14 protein-coding genes are annotated in these 18009 nt (G+C 73.3%); 10 read left to right on the forward strand and 4 right to left on the reverse strand.

Going from position 1 to position 18009, the window contains the following annotated elements; all coding sequences use genetic code 11:
• Positions 1-102: 102 nt before the first annotated feature.
• The gene (gene cyc2, locus ABIE67_RS35960; RefSeq protein WP_370265716.1) at positions 103-2262 is read left to right on the forward strand and encodes a germacradienol/geosmin synthase Cyc2; all 2160 of its coding nucleotides are present in this window, start codon (positions 103-105) and stop codon (positions 2260-2262) included.
• A 16-nt stretch (positions 2263-2278) separates the two neighbouring features.
• Here the strand turns inward: cyc2 and ABIE67_RS35965 are convergent, their stop codons facing one another.
• Positions 2279-3022 carry a hypothetical protein gene (locus tag ABIE67_RS35965; RefSeq protein ID WP_370265717.1) on the reverse strand — a complete coding sequence of 248 codons (744 nt, stop codon included), beginning with the start codon at positions 3020-3022 and terminating at the stop codon, positions 2279-2281.
• 94 nt (positions 3023-3116) lie between these two features.
• Between ABIE67_RS35965 and ABIE67_RS35970 the strand changes: the two genes are divergently transcribed.
• The 5 genes from ABIE67_RS35970 to ABIE67_RS35990 all read left to right on the forward strand — a co-directional run bounded on the left by ABIE67_RS35970 (position 3117) and on the right by ABIE67_RS35990 (position 7656).
• Positions 3117-3986: a LysR family transcriptional regulator gene (locus tag ABIE67_RS35970; RefSeq protein ID WP_370269287.1), complete on the forward strand. Its 870-nt coding sequence runs from the start codon at positions 3117-3119 to the stop codon at positions 3984-3986.
• Positions 3987-4130: 144 nt separating this feature from the next.
• Positions 4131-4721: a PDZ domain-containing protein gene (locus ABIE67_RS35975; RefSeq protein WP_370265718.1), complete on the forward strand. Its 591-nt coding sequence runs from the start codon at positions 4131-4133 to the stop codon at positions 4719-4721.
• A gap of 72 nt (positions 4722-4793) precedes the next feature.
• The gene (locus tag ABIE67_RS35980; protein ID WP_370265719.1) at positions 4794-5414 is read left to right on the forward strand and encodes a LysE family translocator; all 621 of its coding nucleotides are present in this window, start codon (positions 4794-4796) and stop codon (positions 5412-5414) included.
• Positions 5415-5522: 108 nt separating this feature from the next.
• The gene (locus ABIE67_RS35985) at positions 5523-6650 is read left to right on the forward strand and encodes an aminopeptidase P family protein (RefSeq protein WP_370265720.1); all 1128 of its coding nucleotides are present in this window, start codon (positions 5523-5525) and stop codon (positions 6648-6650) included.
• Positions 6651-6711: 61 nt separating this feature from the next.
• Positions 6712-7656 (forward strand): aminoglycoside phosphotransferase family protein, encoded by a 945-nt coding sequence (locus tag ABIE67_RS35990; protein ID WP_370265721.1) that lies wholly within the window; start codon positions 6712-6714, stop codon positions 7654-7656.
• A 45-nt stretch (positions 7657-7701) separates the two neighbouring features.
• Here the strand turns inward: ABIE67_RS35990 and treZ are convergent, their stop codons facing one another.
• Positions 7702-9447, reverse strand: a complete 1746-nt coding sequence (treZ, locus tag ABIE67_RS35995) for a malto-oligosyltrehalose trehalohydrolase (RefSeq protein WP_370265722.1) — start codon at positions 9445-9447, stop codon at positions 7702-7704.
• 185 nt (positions 9448-9632) lie between these two features.
• On the opposite strand from treZ, the gene ABIE67_RS36000 reads away from it, so the two are divergent.
• The 3 genes from ABIE67_RS36000 (at position 9633) to ABIE67_RS36010 (ending at position 12108) form a co-directional block, all read left to right on the forward strand.
• Complete coding sequence (locus ABIE67_RS36000) at positions 9633-10184, forward strand: FHA domain-containing protein (protein ID WP_370265723.1); 552 nt, start codon at positions 9633-9635, stop codon at positions 10182-10184.
• Between the two features lie 137 nt (positions 10185-10321).
• Entirely contained in the window at positions 10322-11692 is a 1371-nt protein-coding gene (locus ABIE67_RS36005) for a M14 family zinc carboxypeptidase (protein WP_370265724.1), read from the forward strand.
• Positions 11689-12108 (forward strand): SSI family serine proteinase inhibitor, encoded by a 420-nt coding sequence (locus ABIE67_RS36010; protein WP_370265725.1) that lies wholly within the window; start codon positions 11689-11691, stop codon positions 12106-12108. Before ABIE67_RS36005 ends, ABIE67_RS36010 begins: the two co-directional genes overlap by 4 nt.
• A 104-nt stretch (positions 12109-12212) precedes the next feature.
• Here ABIE67_RS36010 and ABIE67_RS36015 read toward each other — a convergent pair whose 3' ends face one another.
• Together ABIE67_RS36015 and treY are read right to left on the reverse strand one after the other, a co-directional pair.
• A complete protein-coding gene (locus tag ABIE67_RS36015; RefSeq protein WP_370265726.1) occupies positions 12213-13463 on the reverse strand; it encodes a M14 family zinc carboxypeptidase in 1251 nt (416 codons plus the stop codon).
• 379 nt (positions 13464-13842) lie between these two features.
• Positions 13843-16206, reverse strand: coding sequence for a malto-oligosyltrehalose synthase (treY, locus tag ABIE67_RS36020; protein WP_370265727.1), 2364 nt, complete (start codon positions 16204-16206; stop codon positions 13843-13845).
• Positions 16207-16287: 81 nt separating this feature from the next.
• Here treY and ABIE67_RS36025 point away from each other — a divergent pair, with 81 nt between their 5' ends.
• Positions 16288-17865, forward strand: coding sequence for an MFS transporter (locus tag ABIE67_RS36025; RefSeq protein ID WP_370265728.1), 1578 nt, complete (start codon positions 16288-16290; stop codon positions 17863-17865).
• Positions 17866-18009: the final 144 nt, after the last annotated feature.

Below are 18009 nucleotides of genomic sequence, written 5' to 3' on the forward strand. Positions count from 1 at the left end.
AGGCCCGTCGAGAACTCCCGGATTCATCCGTGATTCACGCGATGGTGTGATCATGTGCCGCGCCGCGGATGCCACTTGAGCCCCAGGGGTAGGGCCCCGGCCATGACGCAGCAGCCCTTCGAACTCCCGCACTTCTACATGCCGTATCCCGCGCGGCTGAACCCGCACCTCGACGAGGCGCGCGCCCACTCGGTCCAGTGGGCGCGCGAGATGGGCATGCTGGAGGGGTCCGGGGTCTGGGAGCAGGCCGACCTGGACGCGCATGACTACGGACTGCTCTGCGCCTACACCCACCCCGAATGCGACGGCCCCGCCCTCTCCCTCATCACCGACTGGTACGTGTGGGTCTTCTTCTTCGACGACCACTTCCTGGAGATCTTCAAGCGCACTCAGGACCGCGTCGGCGGCAAGGCCTACCTGGACCGGCTGCCGCTGTTCATGCCGATGGACCTGTCGACCCCGATGCCCGAGCCGCAGAACCCGGTCGAGGCGGGCCTCGCCGACCTGTGGACGCGCACGGTGCCCAAGATGTCCGCCGACTGGCGCCGCCGCTTCTCCGTAGCCACCGAGCACCTCTTGAACGAGTCCCTCTGGGAGCTGTCCAACATCAACGAGGGCCGGGTCGCCAACCCGGTCGAGTACATCGAGATGCGCCGCAAGGTGGGCGGCGCCCCCTGGTCGTCGGGCCTGGTGGAGTACGCGACGTCCGAAGTACCCGCGTCCGTGGCCGAGTCGAGGCCGCTGAGGGTCCTGATGGAGACCTTCTCGGACGCCGTGCACCTGCGCAACGACCTGTTCTCCTACCAGCGCGAGGTCGAGGACGAGGGCGAACTCAGCAACGGTGTCCTGGTCCTGGAGACCTTCTTCGGCTGCACCACCCAGGAGGCCGCCGACACCGTCAACGACGTCCTCACCTCCCGGCTCCACCAGTTCGAGCACACCGCCTTCACCGAGGTCCCGGCCGTGGCGCTGGAGAAGGGGCTCACCCCGCAGGAGGTCGCCGCGGTCGCCGCGTACACCCAGGGGCTGCAGGACTGGCAGTCCGGCGGCCACGAATGGCACATGCGCTCCAGCAGGTACATGAACCAGCGCGCCGAGCCCACCGCGCCCTGGCGGGCCCCGACCGGCCCCGGTACCTCCGCCGCCGACGTCGGCGCGCTGCTCGCCGCGGCCGGCGCCGAACGCCTGCGTGCCTACACGCACATGCCGTACGAGAAGGTCGGCCCGTCCCGGCTCCCCGACTTCTACATGCCGTTCCGGCTGGAACTCAGCCCGCATCTCGACGGCGCCCGCCACCGCCTGACCGAGTGGTCGCACCGGATGGGCATCCTCGAGGAGGGTGTCTGGGACGAGGACAAGCTCGCCGCCTTCGACCTTCCGCTGTGCGCGGCCGGCCTGGACCCGGACGCCACGCCCGAGGCCCTCGACCTCAGCTCGCAGTGGCTCGCCTGGGGCACCTACGGTGACGACTACTACCCCCTCGTCTTCGGCCGGCGCCGAGACCTCGCCGCCGCGCGGCTCACCACCCAGCGCCTGTCGGCGTGCATGCCCGTCGACGGCGAGCAAGCGGCCCTCCCGCTCAACGCCATGGAGCGCGGCCTGGTCGACCTGTGGGCGCGTACGACGGCGGCCATGACTCCCGACCAGCGGCGCTACCTCAAGGACGCGGTGAACGTCATGACCGAGAGCTGGGTGTGGGAGCTGTCCAACCAGCTCCAGAACCGCGTCCCCGACCCGGTCGACTATCTGGAGATGCGTCGCGCCACCTTCGGCTCCGACCTCACCCTCAGCCTGTGCCGGATGGGCCACGGCCCCGCCGTACCGCCGGAGGTGTACCGCAGCGGGCCCGTCCGCTCGCTGGAGAACGCCGCCATCGACTACGCCTGCCTCCTCAACGACGTCTTCTCGTACCAGAAGGAGATCGAGTACGAGGGCGAGATCCACAACGCGATCCTCGTCGTGCAGAACTTCTTCGGCATCGACTACCCGACCGCGCTCGCCGTCGTGCACGACCTGATGACCCAGCGCATGCAGCAGTTCGAGCATGTGGCCGCACACGAACTGCCCATCGTGTACGACGACTTCGGGCTCTCGGAGGAGGCCCGGGAGATCATGCGGAACTATGTGGTCGACCTCCAGAACTGGATGGCCGGCATCCTGAACTGGCACCGGGAGGTCGACCGCTACAAGGCCGACTACCTGGCCCGCCGCGCACACGGCTTCCTACCGGACCGCGCCCCGGCCGTGCCCGTACTCGGCTGATCTCCCGCGCCGGGCGTCACGCGCGCGTGGGGACCTTCCCGGCCGCGTGCTCGACCGCGGCTCGTGCCAGTGCCCGGACGACGGGGTGCGGGCGCGAGCCGTCGCCGGAGAGTTCCGGCTGGAAGAGCGTGGCCAGGAAGAAGGGATGGCCGGGCAGTTCGGCGATCCGGACGTGACCGTCCTCGTCGTGCCCGCAGAAGCGCAGTCCGTGCGCCCGCAGGGTGTCGAGGTGGCGGGAGGGGCCGTACGCGCAGAAGTACCGTTCGACGGTCCGCTCCGAGCCGATCACCGACTGGGCGAGCGTGCCCGGCTCGATCCGGACCACCGCCTCGTGACCGACCAGCGAGCAGGCGAGGGGTTCGATCAGGAAGTCGTCGGCGTCGGGGTCGTTCTCGGCGTGGGCGACCCGGGTCAGTCCGCACACATCACGGGCGTACTCCAGGAGCGCGTGCTGGAAGCCGCCGCACGTACCGAGAAACGGGATGCCCTCCTCGCGCGCGGTGCGGATCGCGGACAGCACACCCGCCTCGCTGCGGTACGGGCTGCCAGGCAGCACCCACACGGCGTCGAAGCCGCGCACCGCGCCGTCGGCCGCCGCGTCCTGCGACGGGATCCAGTAGGCGTCGAGGACGAGCCGGTCGCGTTCGGCGAGGGCGGGCAGCAGGAGCGGTACGCGCGTGTGTGAGGCGACATTGGGGGAGCGATCCCCGACCAGGGCGAGCTTCGCCGTCCTGGTCGTCCGAGCAGCGGTGTTCGTCATGGCCTCATCCTGGGCGCGGCCCGGACTTCACGTCCAACGATGATTACTGGACCTCCGATAAGCAACGCTGATGCCATACGGAATCCTGTCCCGCATGGACCCCCACCTGCTGCGTACGTACGTCACCGTCGCCCGCCTCGCCTCGTTCTCCGAGGCCGCCCGCGAACTGGGCTACACCCAGTCGGCGGTGTCCCAGCACATCGCCGCGCTCGAACAGGACCTCGGCGCACCGCTTCTCACCCGTCGCCCCGTCGCGCCCACGGCGGCCGGCGAGCGGCTCCTCGAACACGCGGGCCCGCTGCTGCTCCGGCTGGAGGCGGCCCGCGCGGACGTCGTACGGATGGCGGCCGCGCCCGGCCACGCACTGACGCTGGCGACGGCGTCGACCGCGCTCGGACCTCGCGTCCTGGCCGCCCTTCCCGTCTCCGGCGTGACGCTGCGCGTGCTGCCCCGCGACGAGGTGCCCGCGGCCGTCGCCACCGGCACGGCGGACCTCGGTCTCGTGGACGGCCTCGCCGCCCCCAGCGACCCGCTGCGACTGCCCGACGTGGCGCCGCTGACCACGTACGGCGTGGGGGAGGAACCGGTCTGCGTCCTCCTCCCCGACACCCACCCGCTCGCCCGGCGCACCGGAGTGCGCCTCGGCGACCTCGCCGACGCCCGCTGGCTCGACGCCCCCGACGCGGGCCTGCCGCTCGCCCACCTCCGCGGCGCGAACGGCGGCCACGGCTTCCGCCCCGCCCTGCGCTACGAAGGCACCGACGTCCGCGCCCTCACCGCCCTGGCCGCGGCGGGCCACGGCCTGACCCTGCTCCCGCGCTCGGCGGCCCTCGGGGTGCCCCACACGGTCGCCGTACCGGTCACGGAACCGCGTGTCGTCCACCGGACGGAACTGGTGTGCGCGGCCGCCGGTGCGCCCGGGGGAGCGGCGGCCGTCACGGAGGCGTTGCTCGAAAGGGCCTGACAACGGGCCGGTTGCCGCTCTCACGCGGATGGCTTCCCGTGCTCGACCACCCGTTCCTGACCGCTTCGACCACCGCTCAGTCTCACTCGATCGTGGCTCGTTGTGCGCCGGTGCGCAGGGTAGTCACCAGCCGGAGGCGATCCGATGGAACAGACTGCGCTGCGACCCAAGCCCATGCCAGGTCAGAGCCCCGGCGACGATGCCGGGCCCGGCGCCGGCGCACGGCGCCCGCACGCCGCGCCCCGCCGGTGCGGCCGACGGCTCGCGACCCTGCTGTGCGCCCTGCTGGTCGGGCTGGTCCTGGTCCTGTCCGGAGTCGGACTCGGCACGCTGGGGGCCACGGTGATCGGCATGAGCAAGGTCGCCGAGCTGCAGCGTCAGACAGGCCAGGGCGCCCCCGCGAGCCCGGCCGAGTCGGCACACCCCGGATCGACGGCCCCGGCTCCCACCCCCTCGCCGGCTCCCGCCGCCGTCGCCACCCTCGGCGTGGAGGCCGTGGACGCCGGCAAGCCGGGCGCCCTGGTCGTCGGCGTCCACGTCCCCGGGCCGGGGTACTCGGCCGGCCTGGTCAGGCGCGACGTGATTCTCGCGTTCGGCAGGACCCGCATCGACTCGGCGGCCGATCTGGCGCGCGCCGTGGCCGGGGCCCGCCCGGGCGCCGAGGTCACCCTGACGGTGCGCCACCGCGGCGGCGGCTACCAGCAGCTGACGGCGATCCCGGGCATCGTCACCTGACCGCCGCGCATCCCTTGAGGGAGCAGGCGAAAACCACTGGTCACGATCCGCCGACAGGGCCACGATGACCCCATGCCGACCACCCTCATCGCCTTCCTGGGAGCCTGCACCCTCGTCGCCGCCTCGCCGGGACCCAGCACCGTTCTGATCATCAAGCAGTCCCTGCACAGCAGGCGATCCGGCTTCCTGACCGTGCTGGGCAACGAGACCGGCGTCTTCATCTGGGGCGTGGTCGCCGCGTTCGGCCTGACCGCGCTGCTGACGGCCTCCGAGGTGGCCTACGACGTGATGCGGATCGTCGGCGCGGTCGTCCTCGTCGGCTTCGGCGTCCAGACGCTGCGCCAGGCGCGCCGCGCGAAGGCTGCGGAGGAAACCGTCTGGGAGGGCACGCGGAAGACCGGCTGGGCCTCCTACCGGGGCGGGCTGCTGCTCAACCTCGCCAACCCCAAGGCGGCCGTCTTCGCGCTGTCCTTCCTGCCGCAGTTCGTGCCGGAAGGCGCCCCGCACCTGCCGGCCATGGTCGGCCTCGCGGCGCTCTGGGCGGTCTACGAGGTCGGCTACTACGGCCTGTACGTGTGGTTCGTGGGCCGGATGAGGACCGTGCTGTCCCGCGCGGGCGTGCGCCGGCGCCTTGAGCAGGTCTCCGGAGGCGTGCTGGTGCTCCTCGGCGTCCGCATGGCCCTGGACAGCTGACGCCATGCCCGGCCCACCGCACAAAAGCACGGTCAACCGGCTCGCGCCGCCCCCTCCGGCCGGGCAGGATGCTGCCCGTAGTCCTTTCACGCGCCCAGGGAGGCCCGGATGACCGGCACCGCACCCGCGCCCTTCACCACCGACGACTACCGGGCCCGTATGGAACGTGCCGCGCGGACGGCCGCCGACGCCGGCCTGGCCGGGCTGCTGGTGGCACCCGGCCCCGACCTGGTGTGGCTCACCGGCTACGCGCCCCCCGCGGAGACCGAGCGGCTCACCCTGCTGGTCCTCGTCCCCGGCCGGGACCCGGTCCTCGTCGTCCCCGCGCTGGAGGCCCCGGACGCCGCCAAGGCCGCCGGCGCGCCCGGCCTGACCCTGCGCGACTGGACCGACGGCAAGGACCCTTATGCCGCCACCGCCGCCCTGCTCGACACGAGCGGCCGGTTCGGCATCAGCGACAACGCCTGGGCGATGCACCTGCTGGCCTTGCAGCGGGCACTGCCCGCCACCGCGTACGCCTCCCTCACCGACGCCCTGCCGATGCTGCGGGCCGTCAAGGACGCGGCGGAGCTGGAGCTGTTGGCGGCCGCGGGTGCGGCCGCTGACGCAACGTTCGAGGAGATCCGGAAGGTTCCCTTCGGCGGCCGCCACGAGTCCGACGTCGCCGCCGACCTCGCCGGCCTGCTGCGCCGCTTCGGCCACTCCCAGGTCGACTTCACCATCGTCGCCTCCGGCCCCAACGGCGCCAACCCGCACCACGAGGTGGGCGACCGCGTCATCGAACGCGGCGACATGGTCGTCCTCGACTTCGGCGGCCTGAAGGACGGCTACGGCTCCGACACCTCCCGTACGGTCCACGTCGGCGAACCCACCGACGAGGAGCGCCGGGTCCACGACCTGGTGCGCGAGGCCCAGGAGGCCGGCTTTCGCGCCGTACGGCCCGGCGTCGCCTGCCAGGAGGTCGACCGGGCCGCCCGCGCGGTCATCGCGGACGCCGGGTACGGCGAGTACTTCATCCACCGCACCGGGCACGGCATCGGCGTCACCACGCACGAGCCGCCTTACATGATCGAGGGCGAGGAACAGCCCCTGGTGCCCGGCATGTGCTTCTCCGTGGAGCCCGGCGTCTATCTGCCCGGCCGCTTCGGAGTGCGCATCGAGGACATCGTGACGGTCACCGAGGACGGCGGCCGGCGCCTCAACGACACGACCCGCGAGATGGTCATAGTGGACTGACCCGGTGACCGCCCCCGGAGCAAGGAGCCCCCGCAGACCCCCGAGCGACAACGGCGCGACCATGACCCAGGCACCGACACCCACCGCGGACACCGTCCGCCGACTGGTCCGTTCCCTGCTCAAGGACGGCGTGGACGACTCGGCCGGACCCGAGGTCCGCCCGGCCGCCCCGGGCGCCGAACCCGCCACCTGGTGGGTCGGCACCCGCCATGTGCTGCGCCTCGCCCCCGACCGCGAGGCGGCCGTACGGCAGCGCCGCGAACTGCGGCTGCGCGACCTGGTCCGCCCGCATGTCCCGGTCACGGTGCCGACGAGCCTCGCCCACGGGGAGTGGGCGCCCGGGCTGACCTACACCCTGGACACCAAGGTGCCCGGCGGGGCGGGCGGGGAGCACGACGTGTCCGCCGTCGGCGAGGCCGACCTCGCCGGACTGCTCACGGGACTGCGCGAGGTCCCGGCACGGCAGGCCGAGACGCTCGGCGTGCCGCGCGCCGCACCACGCTCCCTGGAGGCCCTGCGCCGCGCCGCCGAACGTCCCGCCGCGCGCCTCGCCGACGCCGACGAGTTCGACGCCGCCCGGCTGCGCCAGCTCGCCCAGCCGGCCGCCGTCCAGCTGGCCGCCCAGCCCGGCACCGCCGTCCTCGTCCACCACGCCCTCACCGGCGACCACCTCGTGGTCAGCGTCGACGGCCGGGTCCGCGGCGTCCTCGGCTGGGCCGACACCGTCCTGGGTGACCCCGCCGAGGACATCGCCGGACTCGCCCTCGCCGTCGGCTCCCCGGCCGCCGTCCGCGCAGCCACCCTCGCCGGCTACGGCGCCCGCCCCTGTCTGCGCGGCCTCTGGCTCGCCCGCTGCGACGCGATCGTCCGCCTCGCGGACCGCCTCGACGGCAAGGGCGACACGCCCCCGCCGCTGCTGAGGAAGCAGCTTCGGCACGCCTGGGAGGCGATCCTCCTGGAGCGGGTGACAGAACTCAGGGAGGACGACGGGGAAGAGGAGCTGTAGTACGGCGGACAAGCCCCGGACAGCAGTGGTTCCCCGCCGCCCCGCTCACCCCTGCGACAGCACCACGCCCGACTCCCCGGGCACATGGAGCACCCCGTCCGCGCCCGGTGCCTCCACCGGCTCCCACGCGGCCAGCACGGTGGCCCGGCGCGGTCCCAGGGGGATGGCCGCCGGTTCCTTGGCGAGGTTGACGGCCACGCGGACGTCGCCACGGCGGAAGGCGAGCCAGCGCCCCCGCTCGTCGTACGCCACCTTGGTGTCCGCGAGATCCGGGTCGGTGAGGTCGGGCTGCTCGTGGCGCAGGGCGATGAGACGGCGGTACCAGTCCAGCACGCGCGCGTGGGGCTCGCCGTCGAGCTCGGCCCAGTCGAGGCAGGAGCGGTCCCGGGTCGCCGGGTCCTGCGGGTCGGGCACGTCCTCCTCGGCCCAGCCGTGCGCCGCGAACTCCCGCCGTCTGCCGCGTCGTACGGCCTCCGCGAGCTCCGGATCCGTGTGGTCGGTGAAGAACTGCCAGGGCGTGCCCGCGGCCCACTCCTCGCCCATGAACAGCATCGGCGTGAACGGCGCGGTCAGCGTCAGCGTGGCCGCGCAGGCCAGCAGGCCGGGGGAGAGGGAGGCCGCGAGCCGGTCGCCTTGGGCGCGGTTGCCGACCTGGTCGTGGGTCTGGCTGTAGCCGAGGAGGCGGTGCGCCCCCACGCGCGTACGGTCCAGGGGGCGCCCGTGGTGCCGGCCCCGGAAGCTAGAGTACGTGCCGTCGTGGAAGTAGCCGCCGGTGAGGGTCTTGGCGAGGCTCGCCATGGGGGCGCGCGCGAAGTCGGCGTAGTAGCCCTGGGACTCGCCGGTCAGCGCGGTGTGCAGGGTGTGGTGGAAGTCGTCGTTCCACTGGGCGTGCAGACCGAGGCCGCCCTCCTCGCGCGCGGTGATGATCCGAGGGTCGTTCAGGTCCGACTCGGCGATCAGGGACAGCGGCCGGTCCAGGTCGGCGGAGAGGGCGTCGACGGCCGTCGAGAGCTCCTCCAGGAAGTGGCACGCGCGCGTGTCCTTCAGGGCGTGCACGGCGTCGAGGCGCAGCCCGTCGAGCCGGTAGTCCCGCAGCCAGGCCAGCGAGCTCTCCATGAGATACGCGCGCACCTCGTCCGAGCCGGGCGCGTCCAGGTTGACGGCGGAGCCCCAGGGGGTGTGGTGCTTGTCCGTGAGGTAGGGACCGAAGGCGGGCAAGTAGTTCCCGGACGGGCCGAAGTGGTTGTGCACGACGTCCAGGACCACGCCCAGGCCCAGCTCGTGCGCCCGGTCGACAAAGCGTTTCAGCGCCTCGGGCCCACCGTACGGCTCGTGCACGGCCCACAGCGACACGCCCTCGTAGCCCCAGCCGTGCCGCCCGGGGAAGGGGCACAGCGGCATCAACTCGACGTGGGTGACACCCAGTTCGACGAGATGCCCGAGCCGCTCGGCGGCCGCGTCCAGCGTGCCCTCGCGCGTGTACGTGCCCACGTGCAGCTCGTACAGCACCGCACCGGGCAGGGGCAGGCCCGCCCATTCGGTGCGCCACTCGAATCGCGCGTGGTCGACGACCGCGCTCAGCCCGTCCGGGCCGTCCGGCTGCCGGCGCGAGCGCGGATCGGGCAGCACGGGCCCGTCGTCCAGCGCGAAGCCGTACCGCGTCCCGTCCCGCGCCTCCGCCTCACCCCACCACCATCCCGCGCGATCGGGATCGCGCTCCAACGCGCGCGTGACGCCCTCGCAATGTAGCGTCACACGGTCGGCCTGCGGTGCCCACACCTCGAACTGCACGGACGGTTCCCCTTCGTCTGCTCACCGTGACGTAGCCCGTCCATGGTGCTTCAAACGAGATCAATCCGCTTTTGAAACTTCCCTTTTGCGGCAGGTGTCGTGACCGGTCTCGTCGATCACGCGCGCGTGCCGACCGTTTCCCCGTTTTCTGGACACCGGGGGTTCGCTGACCGACAATCAGCGACGTGACGTCGTCATTCGAGTTCAACACGTACCCCGCGCGGCTTTCCGACGTGGAGCGCGACAAGGCGCTGAAGGTGCTCCGTGACGGCGTCGCCATGGGCCGGCTGTCGCACGACACGTTCGTGCGGCGCATGGAACTCGCCCTCTCCGCCCGCCGCGCGGACGAGCTCGCCGCCCTCACCGCCGACCTGCCCTCCGAGAGCCGACTGTCGCGCCTGGTGTTCGGCACCGTCGAGGCGGTCTCCGGCTTCACCGTACGGCTGCGCAGGGCATGGCAGGCCGAGCGGCTGCCCAAGCTGCTGCTGCCCCACCCCTCGGCCGCACACCCGCTGCGCATCGGCCGCGACCCCCTCAACGGTTTGCGGCTGACCCACGAGACGGTGTCCCGGGCGCACGCCGAACTGAGCAACCAGGGCGGCATATGGGTCCTGCGGGATCTCGGCTCCACCAACGGCACCACGGTGAACGGTCGGCGCGTCATCGGCGCCGTCGTGGTCCGCGAGGGCGACCAGGTCGGCTTCGGCCGGATGTCGTTCCGGCTGGCCGCGAACTGAGCCGGACCCGGCCCCGGCCCTGGCCTTATTTGAAGTGTTGACTCAAGTCCCTTTGCCCCCTGCGGTGTTGACGTGGTCGTCAACTCGTGACTGACTGTGCGTACACCATGCACATCAGGTGAACCGACGGCACCACATTGTGGAGGTGTGCCCTGCCGCCACTCCTCCGCTACCCGACCGTCGACGAGCTGGGCGCCCGGGCGGCCGCGCTCGTCGCCCGCCGCCCCCGCGACGCGCGTCTGCGCCGCGTCGGGACCTCCCGCGCGGGCACGCCCCTGTGGCTGTTGTCCGTCGGCCACGGCAGCCGTCAGGCCCTGGTCGTGGCCGGTCCGCACGCAAACGAGCCGGTCGGCGGCGCCACCGTGCTGCGGCTGGCCGAACGGGTGCTCGCCGACCCCCGTCTGCACGAGGGCGCCGACGCCACCTGGAACCTGCTGCTGTGCCTCGACCCCGACGGCCTGCGCCGCAACGAGGGCTGGCTGCACGGCCCGTACGCCCTCTCCGGCTACTTCCGGCATTTCTTCCGGCCCGGCTTCATGGAACAGCCCGAATGGCTGCCGGACGGCGCGGACCGGGCCGCGCTCCCCGAGACGCGCGCCCTGCTCGAACTTCAGGACGAACTGCGGCCCTTTCTGCAGTGCTCGCTGCACGGCGTCGACGTCGGCGGCGGCTTCGTCGAGCTGACCCACGACCTGCCCGGCCTCGCCCAGCGCGTCGCGCACGCCGCCGCCCGCCTCGGCATCCCGCGCGAGCTCGGCCCCTACGACACCCTGTACTGGCCGGAACTGGGACCCGCCGTCTACCGGATCCCCACGCCACGCCGAGGTGACCTGGCAGCCGCCATCACCGAGGCGGCCGTCGAGTCGACGTGGTTCCACCCGTATCGGCACGGCACGGTCACGGCAGTCGTCGAGGCCCCCATGTGGGGTGTGCCCGGCGTGGAGGACGGCGCTCCGCCCGCCGATGAGGAAACGGTCCTGCGCAGGGTGAGCCACACGTTGCGCCACGACACCCGCGTCCTGAACGGGCTGCTGGAACGCCTGCGGCTCCACCTGCCCGCCGGACCCGGAACGGCCCGGCTGCTCGCCCCGGTCGACGACTATTTACTGGTCTGCCCCGGGCTCGCCGACACCTGGGACCCCGATGTCAGGGACCCCGTCGGCCTCCACCCGCTTCCCCCGCTCAGCACCGCCCACCTGGCCGCCCTGCGCATCGCCGGGCGGCGCCTGGCGCTACGGACCGCCGGGCTGCTGCACCAGCTCGTGAGGGGCGTCGGACGCGATCCGGCCGGGGCGCTGCCGGAGCTGGACCGGCTCATCGAGGAGTGGTGCGAGGACTACCGCGACGGCTGCGGGGCGCGCTGGATACCGGTCGCGCGCCAGGTGGAGTACCAGTCGCGGGTCGTGCTCGCCGCGTTCGAACTCGCCGGGCGGCACGCGCGCGCGTGCTCCCGTTCGGGTGAGTCGGGGTGGAATGCCGGGGCCGCCGTGCCGATGCATCGGGAATGACGCAATCACTCACGGCGAAAGCGGTACGAGGCGGTCTGCTGGCGGCCGCCGCCACGCTCCTCCTCGGCGCGACTCCGGCGCGGGCGGCGGTCCACGAGCCGGCCCCGGGAAGCTGGCTCTACCTGACGGTCACCCGCGGCGACGCCCGGCACGGCGATCCGCACGGCACGCTGCTGCTGTGCGACCCGCCGCAGGGCCACGGGAAGGCGGCCGAGGCCTGCGCGGACCTCGAGAGGGTGGGCGGTGACATCAGCCGACTGCGCACGGTGGACACCTTCTGCCCGATGATCTACGCGCCGGTGACCGTCCACGCGCGCGGGGAGTGGAACGGACGGCCGGTCGAGTACCGCGAGACCTTCGCCAACGGGTGCGCGATGAGCTCGCGGACGGGGTCGGTGTTCGCGCTGGACGCCTGACGCCGTCGGACATACGGCTGACGCCGTACGGCATACGGCCGCACGCGCGCGTGCGTGCGTTGGCATGGGCTTACGCCGCCGGGTGCTCACTCGTGGCGGCAGGCTCACGCCGCCCGGTCGCGTGCGTGCAGCGCTGCCGCCACGACCGTGCGGGACTGGTGCTCGATCTGGTGCTCCAGGGGCACCCAGCGGGCACCGAAGCGTTCGGCGAAGGCATCGCTCCACGTCGCCACGAGGTCTTCGAGGCGCTGTGCCCCGCGGTCGTCGGCCTCCCGCAGGACGCGCAGCAGCATGGCCGCCGCCCGCAGCGGCAGCCGGCGCCCGAAGGCGTCCACGCTCCCGACGTACGCCATGCTGTTGTCGGCGGGCGGCGTGTGCGTCCAGTCCGCGGCCAGCCCCGGCACCAGCTCCAGCGCCCACTTCGAGGCCCGCAGCAAGGGCCCGTCGACCCCGTCCAGCCGGGGGAGCGCCTCGGCGAGCACCCGCTCCACCTCCAGCGTGTCCCGCAGCAGCCGGGCCGCCAGCCGCCGCATCGCCCTGGCCGGGGCCGGATGCGGAGCCGGGTCGTCCACCAGGTCGCTCGCCCACATCGGCACCTCGACGACCGCGGTCAGGCCGCCGTACCGGTGCACGTGGTACCAGGTGCTGCTGCGCGCGTCGTCCGGCATGCTCGGATACGCCGCACCCGCGCCCGGTGCCGGCATGACGTGCACCCCGGGTCCGGAGGCTGGCCAGCCCGCCGCGTCCGAGGCGCCGGTCTCCACCGGGATGTGCAGCTGCGCCGCCGACTTCGCGAAGGGCTCGGCGAGTCCGGGAATGTCCTTGGTCAACTGCACCCAGCTACCGCCCAGATCGGTTCCGTGCAGTGTCACCTGGAGGTAGGGGCGCAGTTCGTCGATGACCCGGGTCAGCGCGCGCGTCTCGGGCGGCAGCCGGTCGGGCGGCAGCGCGGCCGGCGCCCACTCCGGCTGCTCCTGAGCCGCCGGCCGGAAGAAGCCGCGGTGGTAGTCGAACAGGCTGCGCGGCGCCGGCGTGATGTGCAGGCTCGCCCCGTCGGGATCCGCGCACAGCAGGAAGTGCCAGGAGACATCGGCCCGCAACTCCCGCTCATGCATCACCCGTTCGGCGACCGCGAGCAGCGTGGGGCCGCCCGTCGGCTCGTTGGAGTGCGCCCCGGCGACCACCAGGACGGCGCGCCGGGCGTGACCGATGGACAACAGGTGGAGGGGTCTGCCCGCCCGGGAGGCCCCCACCTGTCTCAGTGTGCACAGGCCCGGACGGTGAGCGGCCAGCGCGCGGGCGGACAGGACTAGTTCGGTCAGGGAGGGGTAGCGCAGCTCCGGCAGGAGACTCACCCCCGTCACTTCCGCCCGGCTTCGCAATCCGCAGTACCCCATGGTCCGGTTTAGCTGTCAAGCAGTTCACGGGGGAGGCTCCCGGGGGCGCCCAGTTGCATTGACCGCCGGCAGGGGCGGGCGGCCGGCGTCAGCGGGCGTGCCGGGTCCGTCCCGCCGGGGTGCCGCACCCCCTTCGCCTGCACCGATACGCGTCGGGAGCGCGGGCGTGAAGCGGACCTCGACGCCCGTCACCGCGCGCCGGCCGCCGTCCCCGAGCCCCGGGAGCGTACGCGGGCCCGAGCCGGTCGCGGGTACGGGGCCGGGGCGCGCCGTACAGACGTACGCGCCGTGAAGCCGTACGTGGCGTGAGGCCGTACCGGCCGAGAGCGCGCTCGGCTCACCCCGCCGCTTCCCCGCCCACCCGCTCGAGCAACGCCACCGGCAGCCGCTCGAACAACTCCGCCACGCGCGCGTGCCCGGTGAACTCCCGCTCCGGAGCGAGCGCATCGGCCCACCGCCCCGGCGGCAACGGCAGCGAGGTGTCGCGCCAGCCGCCCGACCCCGCCAGCCGCAGCGACAGCCGCGTCACGGCGGTGACCACTTCTCCGGATCGCGCGAAGGACACACAGTGGGCGGCCGCGGGGCCCTCGGCGGGCAACGGCGTGTATGACGCGGAGTCCCCGAACACGTCGGGGCGTCGCCTGCGCAGCCGAAGCGCGGCCGTCGTCACCGCGCCCTTCTCGCCCGGATCCTCGTGCGGGAACCGCGCGACCCGGCGGTTGTCCGGGTCCACCAGCGCCCGGTACTCGCCCTCCGTGCCCTGATAGACGTCCGGCACGCCCGGCATCGTCAGCTGGGCCAGGGCCATGCCCAGCACGTTCGCCCGGATGTGCGGCTCCAGACGGCTCCGGAAGGCGGCCACGCGCTCGCCTTGCGTACCGCACGGCCCCGTGGCGACGAACGAGGCCACCGCCTCCTCGTACGGCGGTTCCTGCTCCGTCCAGCTGGTGAACATCCCGGCCTCGCGCACATGCTTCAGCAGTGCCCCCTGAACGCGGTCGACGTCCGCCTCGCCCAGCCCGAAGACCGTCTGCCAGGCGGCCCACGCCAGCTGCGCGTCGGGGACGCCCTCGCCGTCATGGGTCACCTCGGTCAGGACGTCCGCCCAGAGCTCCGGGCACTCCGTGAGCACGGCCAGCCCGGCCCGTACGTCGGCACTGCGTTTGGTGTCGTGCGTCGACGCGACCGTCCCGGTGCCGGGCCAGTCGCGCTGCACGCGCGCGCAGTAGGCGTGGAACTCGTCGGGCGTGACCGCGGGGCTCCCGGGGTTCCCGCCCACCTCGGTCGCCGACAACAGCGGCACATAGCGGTAGAACGCCGTGTCCTCCACGGACTTGGCCCGCAGCGCCGACGCCGTCTGCGCGAACCGTGTCCGGAACTCCACGTGCTCCGGTCCGTCACCGGCCCGCCCGAGGACCAGGTCGCGCACGACGTCGACCGCGCCCGCCTCCTCGGGCACGACGAAGGCGAGCCGGGCCTCGGCCGCCGCCTCCTCGGTGACCACACGGGCCGCGTCGCCGGAGGCGTACGGCCGGTAGACCTCCAGCCGGACGAGGAGCTCCTCAAGTGCCGTGCGCAGCGCCCAGGGCGCCCGGTCGCGCAGCGCGGGCTCCGGGGACGTGGCGCACAGGCGGCCCGCCACCCGCGTCAGCCGGTCCACCTCCGTGGCCAGCTCGTGCGTGAGCACCTTGTACGCCGCCCGCCGCACCGTCGCCTCCCAGTCGCCGCCCCGGTCCGTCTGCGGGGCCGCGAACCGCCGGTACTGGCCGAGGAGTTCCCCGAATCCGGCCGGGTCGGTGAAGAGGCCGTCCACGTGTCGCAGGGCGTCGTAGCCGGTGGTGCCGGCGACGGGCCAGGAGGCGGGCAGGTGCTCCCCGTCCGACAGGATCTTCTCGACGACCGTCCAGCGCCCGCCGGTCGCCTCGTGGAGGCGCTGGAGATATCCGTCGGGGTCGGCGAGGCCGTCGGGATGGTCGATGCGCAGTCCGTCGAGCACGCCCTCGTGGAGGAGCTGGAGGATCTTGGCATGCGTGGCCTCGAACACCTCCGGGTCCTCGACCCGCAGCCCGATCAGCTCCGAGATGCTGAAGAACCGCCGGTAGTTGAGCTCCGTACGGGCCAGCCGCCACCACGCCGGGCGGTACCACTGGGCGTCCAGGAGCTGCGTCAGCGGCAGTTCCTCGGTGCCCTCACGCAGCGGGAACACATGGTCGTAGTAGCGCAGGACGTCGCCGTCCACCTCCAGGTGAGCGAGCTCCTCGCCGAGCGGACGCCCCAGCACCGGCAGCAGCACCCGGCCGCCCTGCGCCTCCCAGTCGATGTCGAACCATCGCGCGTACGGCGACTTGGGGCCCTCGCGCAGCACCTCCCACAGGGCGCGGTTGTGGCGCGGGGCCATGGCCATGTGGTTGGGCACGATGTCCACCACCAGGCCCAGACCGTGTTCCCGCGCGGTGCGCGCCAGCGCGCGCAGCCCCTCCTCACCGCCGAGTTCCTCGCGCACGCGCGCGTGGTCCACGACGTCGTAGCCATGCCCCGACCCCGGGACCGCCTCCAGGACCGGGGACAGGTGCAGATGCGAGACGCCGAGCGAGGCCAGGTACGGCACGGCCGCCGCCGCTGCCTCGAACGGGAACGCGGGCTGCAGCTGCAGCCGGTAGGTGGCGGTCGGCACCAACGGGTCACGTCGCTCAGGTGTCATGGAAACCTACGTACCCGCCCTGCCGCCCTTCGTGTCATCGTCCCCTCCACGTGGGCCCACGCGCGTGCCTAGCTTCGACTGATGGGAAAGACGGGGACGACCGGGCGGCGCGGCACATCGGCGGCCTACCGTGAGGTGATCGGCCTGACCGGGCCGCTGCTGCCGGTCATGTCCTTCCTCGCGCGGCTGCCGACCGCCACGATCCAGTTCGGCAGTGTGCTGCTGGTCGCGCGGACGAGTGGCTCCCTGGCCGCCGCCGGGCTGACCGGCGGTGCGCTCGCCGTCGGGCAGGTGGCCTGCGGACCGCTGGTGGGCCGGCTCGCCGACCGGCACGGCCAGCGGACGGTCGTGCTCGGCTTCTGTCTCGCCAACGCCCTCGCGATCGCCGGGCTGGTCGTCGGTGCGCTCGCCGAGCTGCCCACGGCGGTGCTCGCCGTGCTGGGGGCGGCGGCCGGAGCCACTGTGCCGCAGATCGGGCCCATGGCCCGCGCCCGCCTCGTCGCTCTCGCGCGCGGTGCCGGAGCTCGTGAATCAACGGTGGGTGCCGCGCTGTCCTTCGAGAGCACCCTGGACGAGATCTCCTTCGTTCTGGGGCCCGCCCTGGTCGGGCTGGCGGCGGTGACCGCGCATCCGGGGTTCGCGCTGGGTGGTGCGGCGGCGCTGGTGGCCTTGTGCGGCGCGGGATTCGCGCTGCATCGGACGGCGGTGGCGACACGGCCCGCGGCCGTCGCAACGCCGGGGGACGGACGGTCCGCGTCCGTCGCGACGCCAGGGGACGGACGGTCCGCGTCCGTCGCCACGTCGGGGGAACGACGGTCCGCGTCCGTCGCGACGCCGAGGGGACGACGGTCCGGTTCCGTCCGGACCTCTGCGAGGCGACGAGCCGGTGCCGTCCCGACGGAGCCGACAGAACGCACCGGTTGCGTCCCGACGGAGCCGACGGAACGCACCCGTGCCGTCCCCACGGAGCCGTCAGCACGCACCGGTGCCGTCCCGACGTCCGCGGCGCGACGCACCGGTTCCGTCCCGACGTCCGCGGCGCGACGCACCGGTTCCGTCCATGCCCTCCAAGCCGCCCTAGCCCTCCAAGGCGCCATGTTCGGCGCATGCCAAGCCGGCATCACCGCCCTCACCGAGCGGCTCGGACAGCCGGATCAGGCAGGGCTCGTGTACGCCGCCATGGGAGTGATGAGCGCTGTCGCGGGACTCTCCATGGCCGCGGTGCCCGCTCACGTCGGACTGACCACCCGCTGGCGCGCGGCCACCGCAGCCGCGTGCGCGCTGTCTCTCCCCCTGCTGTGGACGCAGAGCCTCGCCGCGCTCTACGCCACCGTCACCGTCCTGGGCATCGCTTACGCGCCGCACCTCATCACGGTGTTCGGGCTCACCGAGCGCGTGGTCCCGCCCGCGCGGCTGGCCGAGGCGATGGCGCTGGCGACGAGCGCGCTGGTGGGCGGGCAGGCACTGGCGGTCGCCGTCACCGGCTGGCTCGCCGAGTCCTACGGCCCCGCGGCGGCATTCGGCGCGGGAAGCCTCGCCGCGGCGCTCGCCTGCCTGATCGCGCTGACGGCGAGCCCGGAGTCGTACACCGGACGCGCCGTCGAAGGCGACCGCCACGCGCGCGAACCCGACCCACCGCCGAGCGAGCCGCCGTCCTAGGGGGCGTTTTCGATAGTCCCGCACAGCGCCCGCGGCGCCCGGCACGCACCCTCACCGCACCGGCCAAAGGCCCGAGTACGTCCGGCACTCCCCCAGCCTTCGGCCGGGGGGACCCCCAGGGCACGCACCGGACACCGCGGGCAC

This window comes from Streptomyces sp. V4I8, assembly GCF_041261225.1.
Taxonomy (GTDB): Bacteria; Actinomycetota; Actinomycetes; order Streptomycetales; family Streptomycetaceae; genus Streptomyces.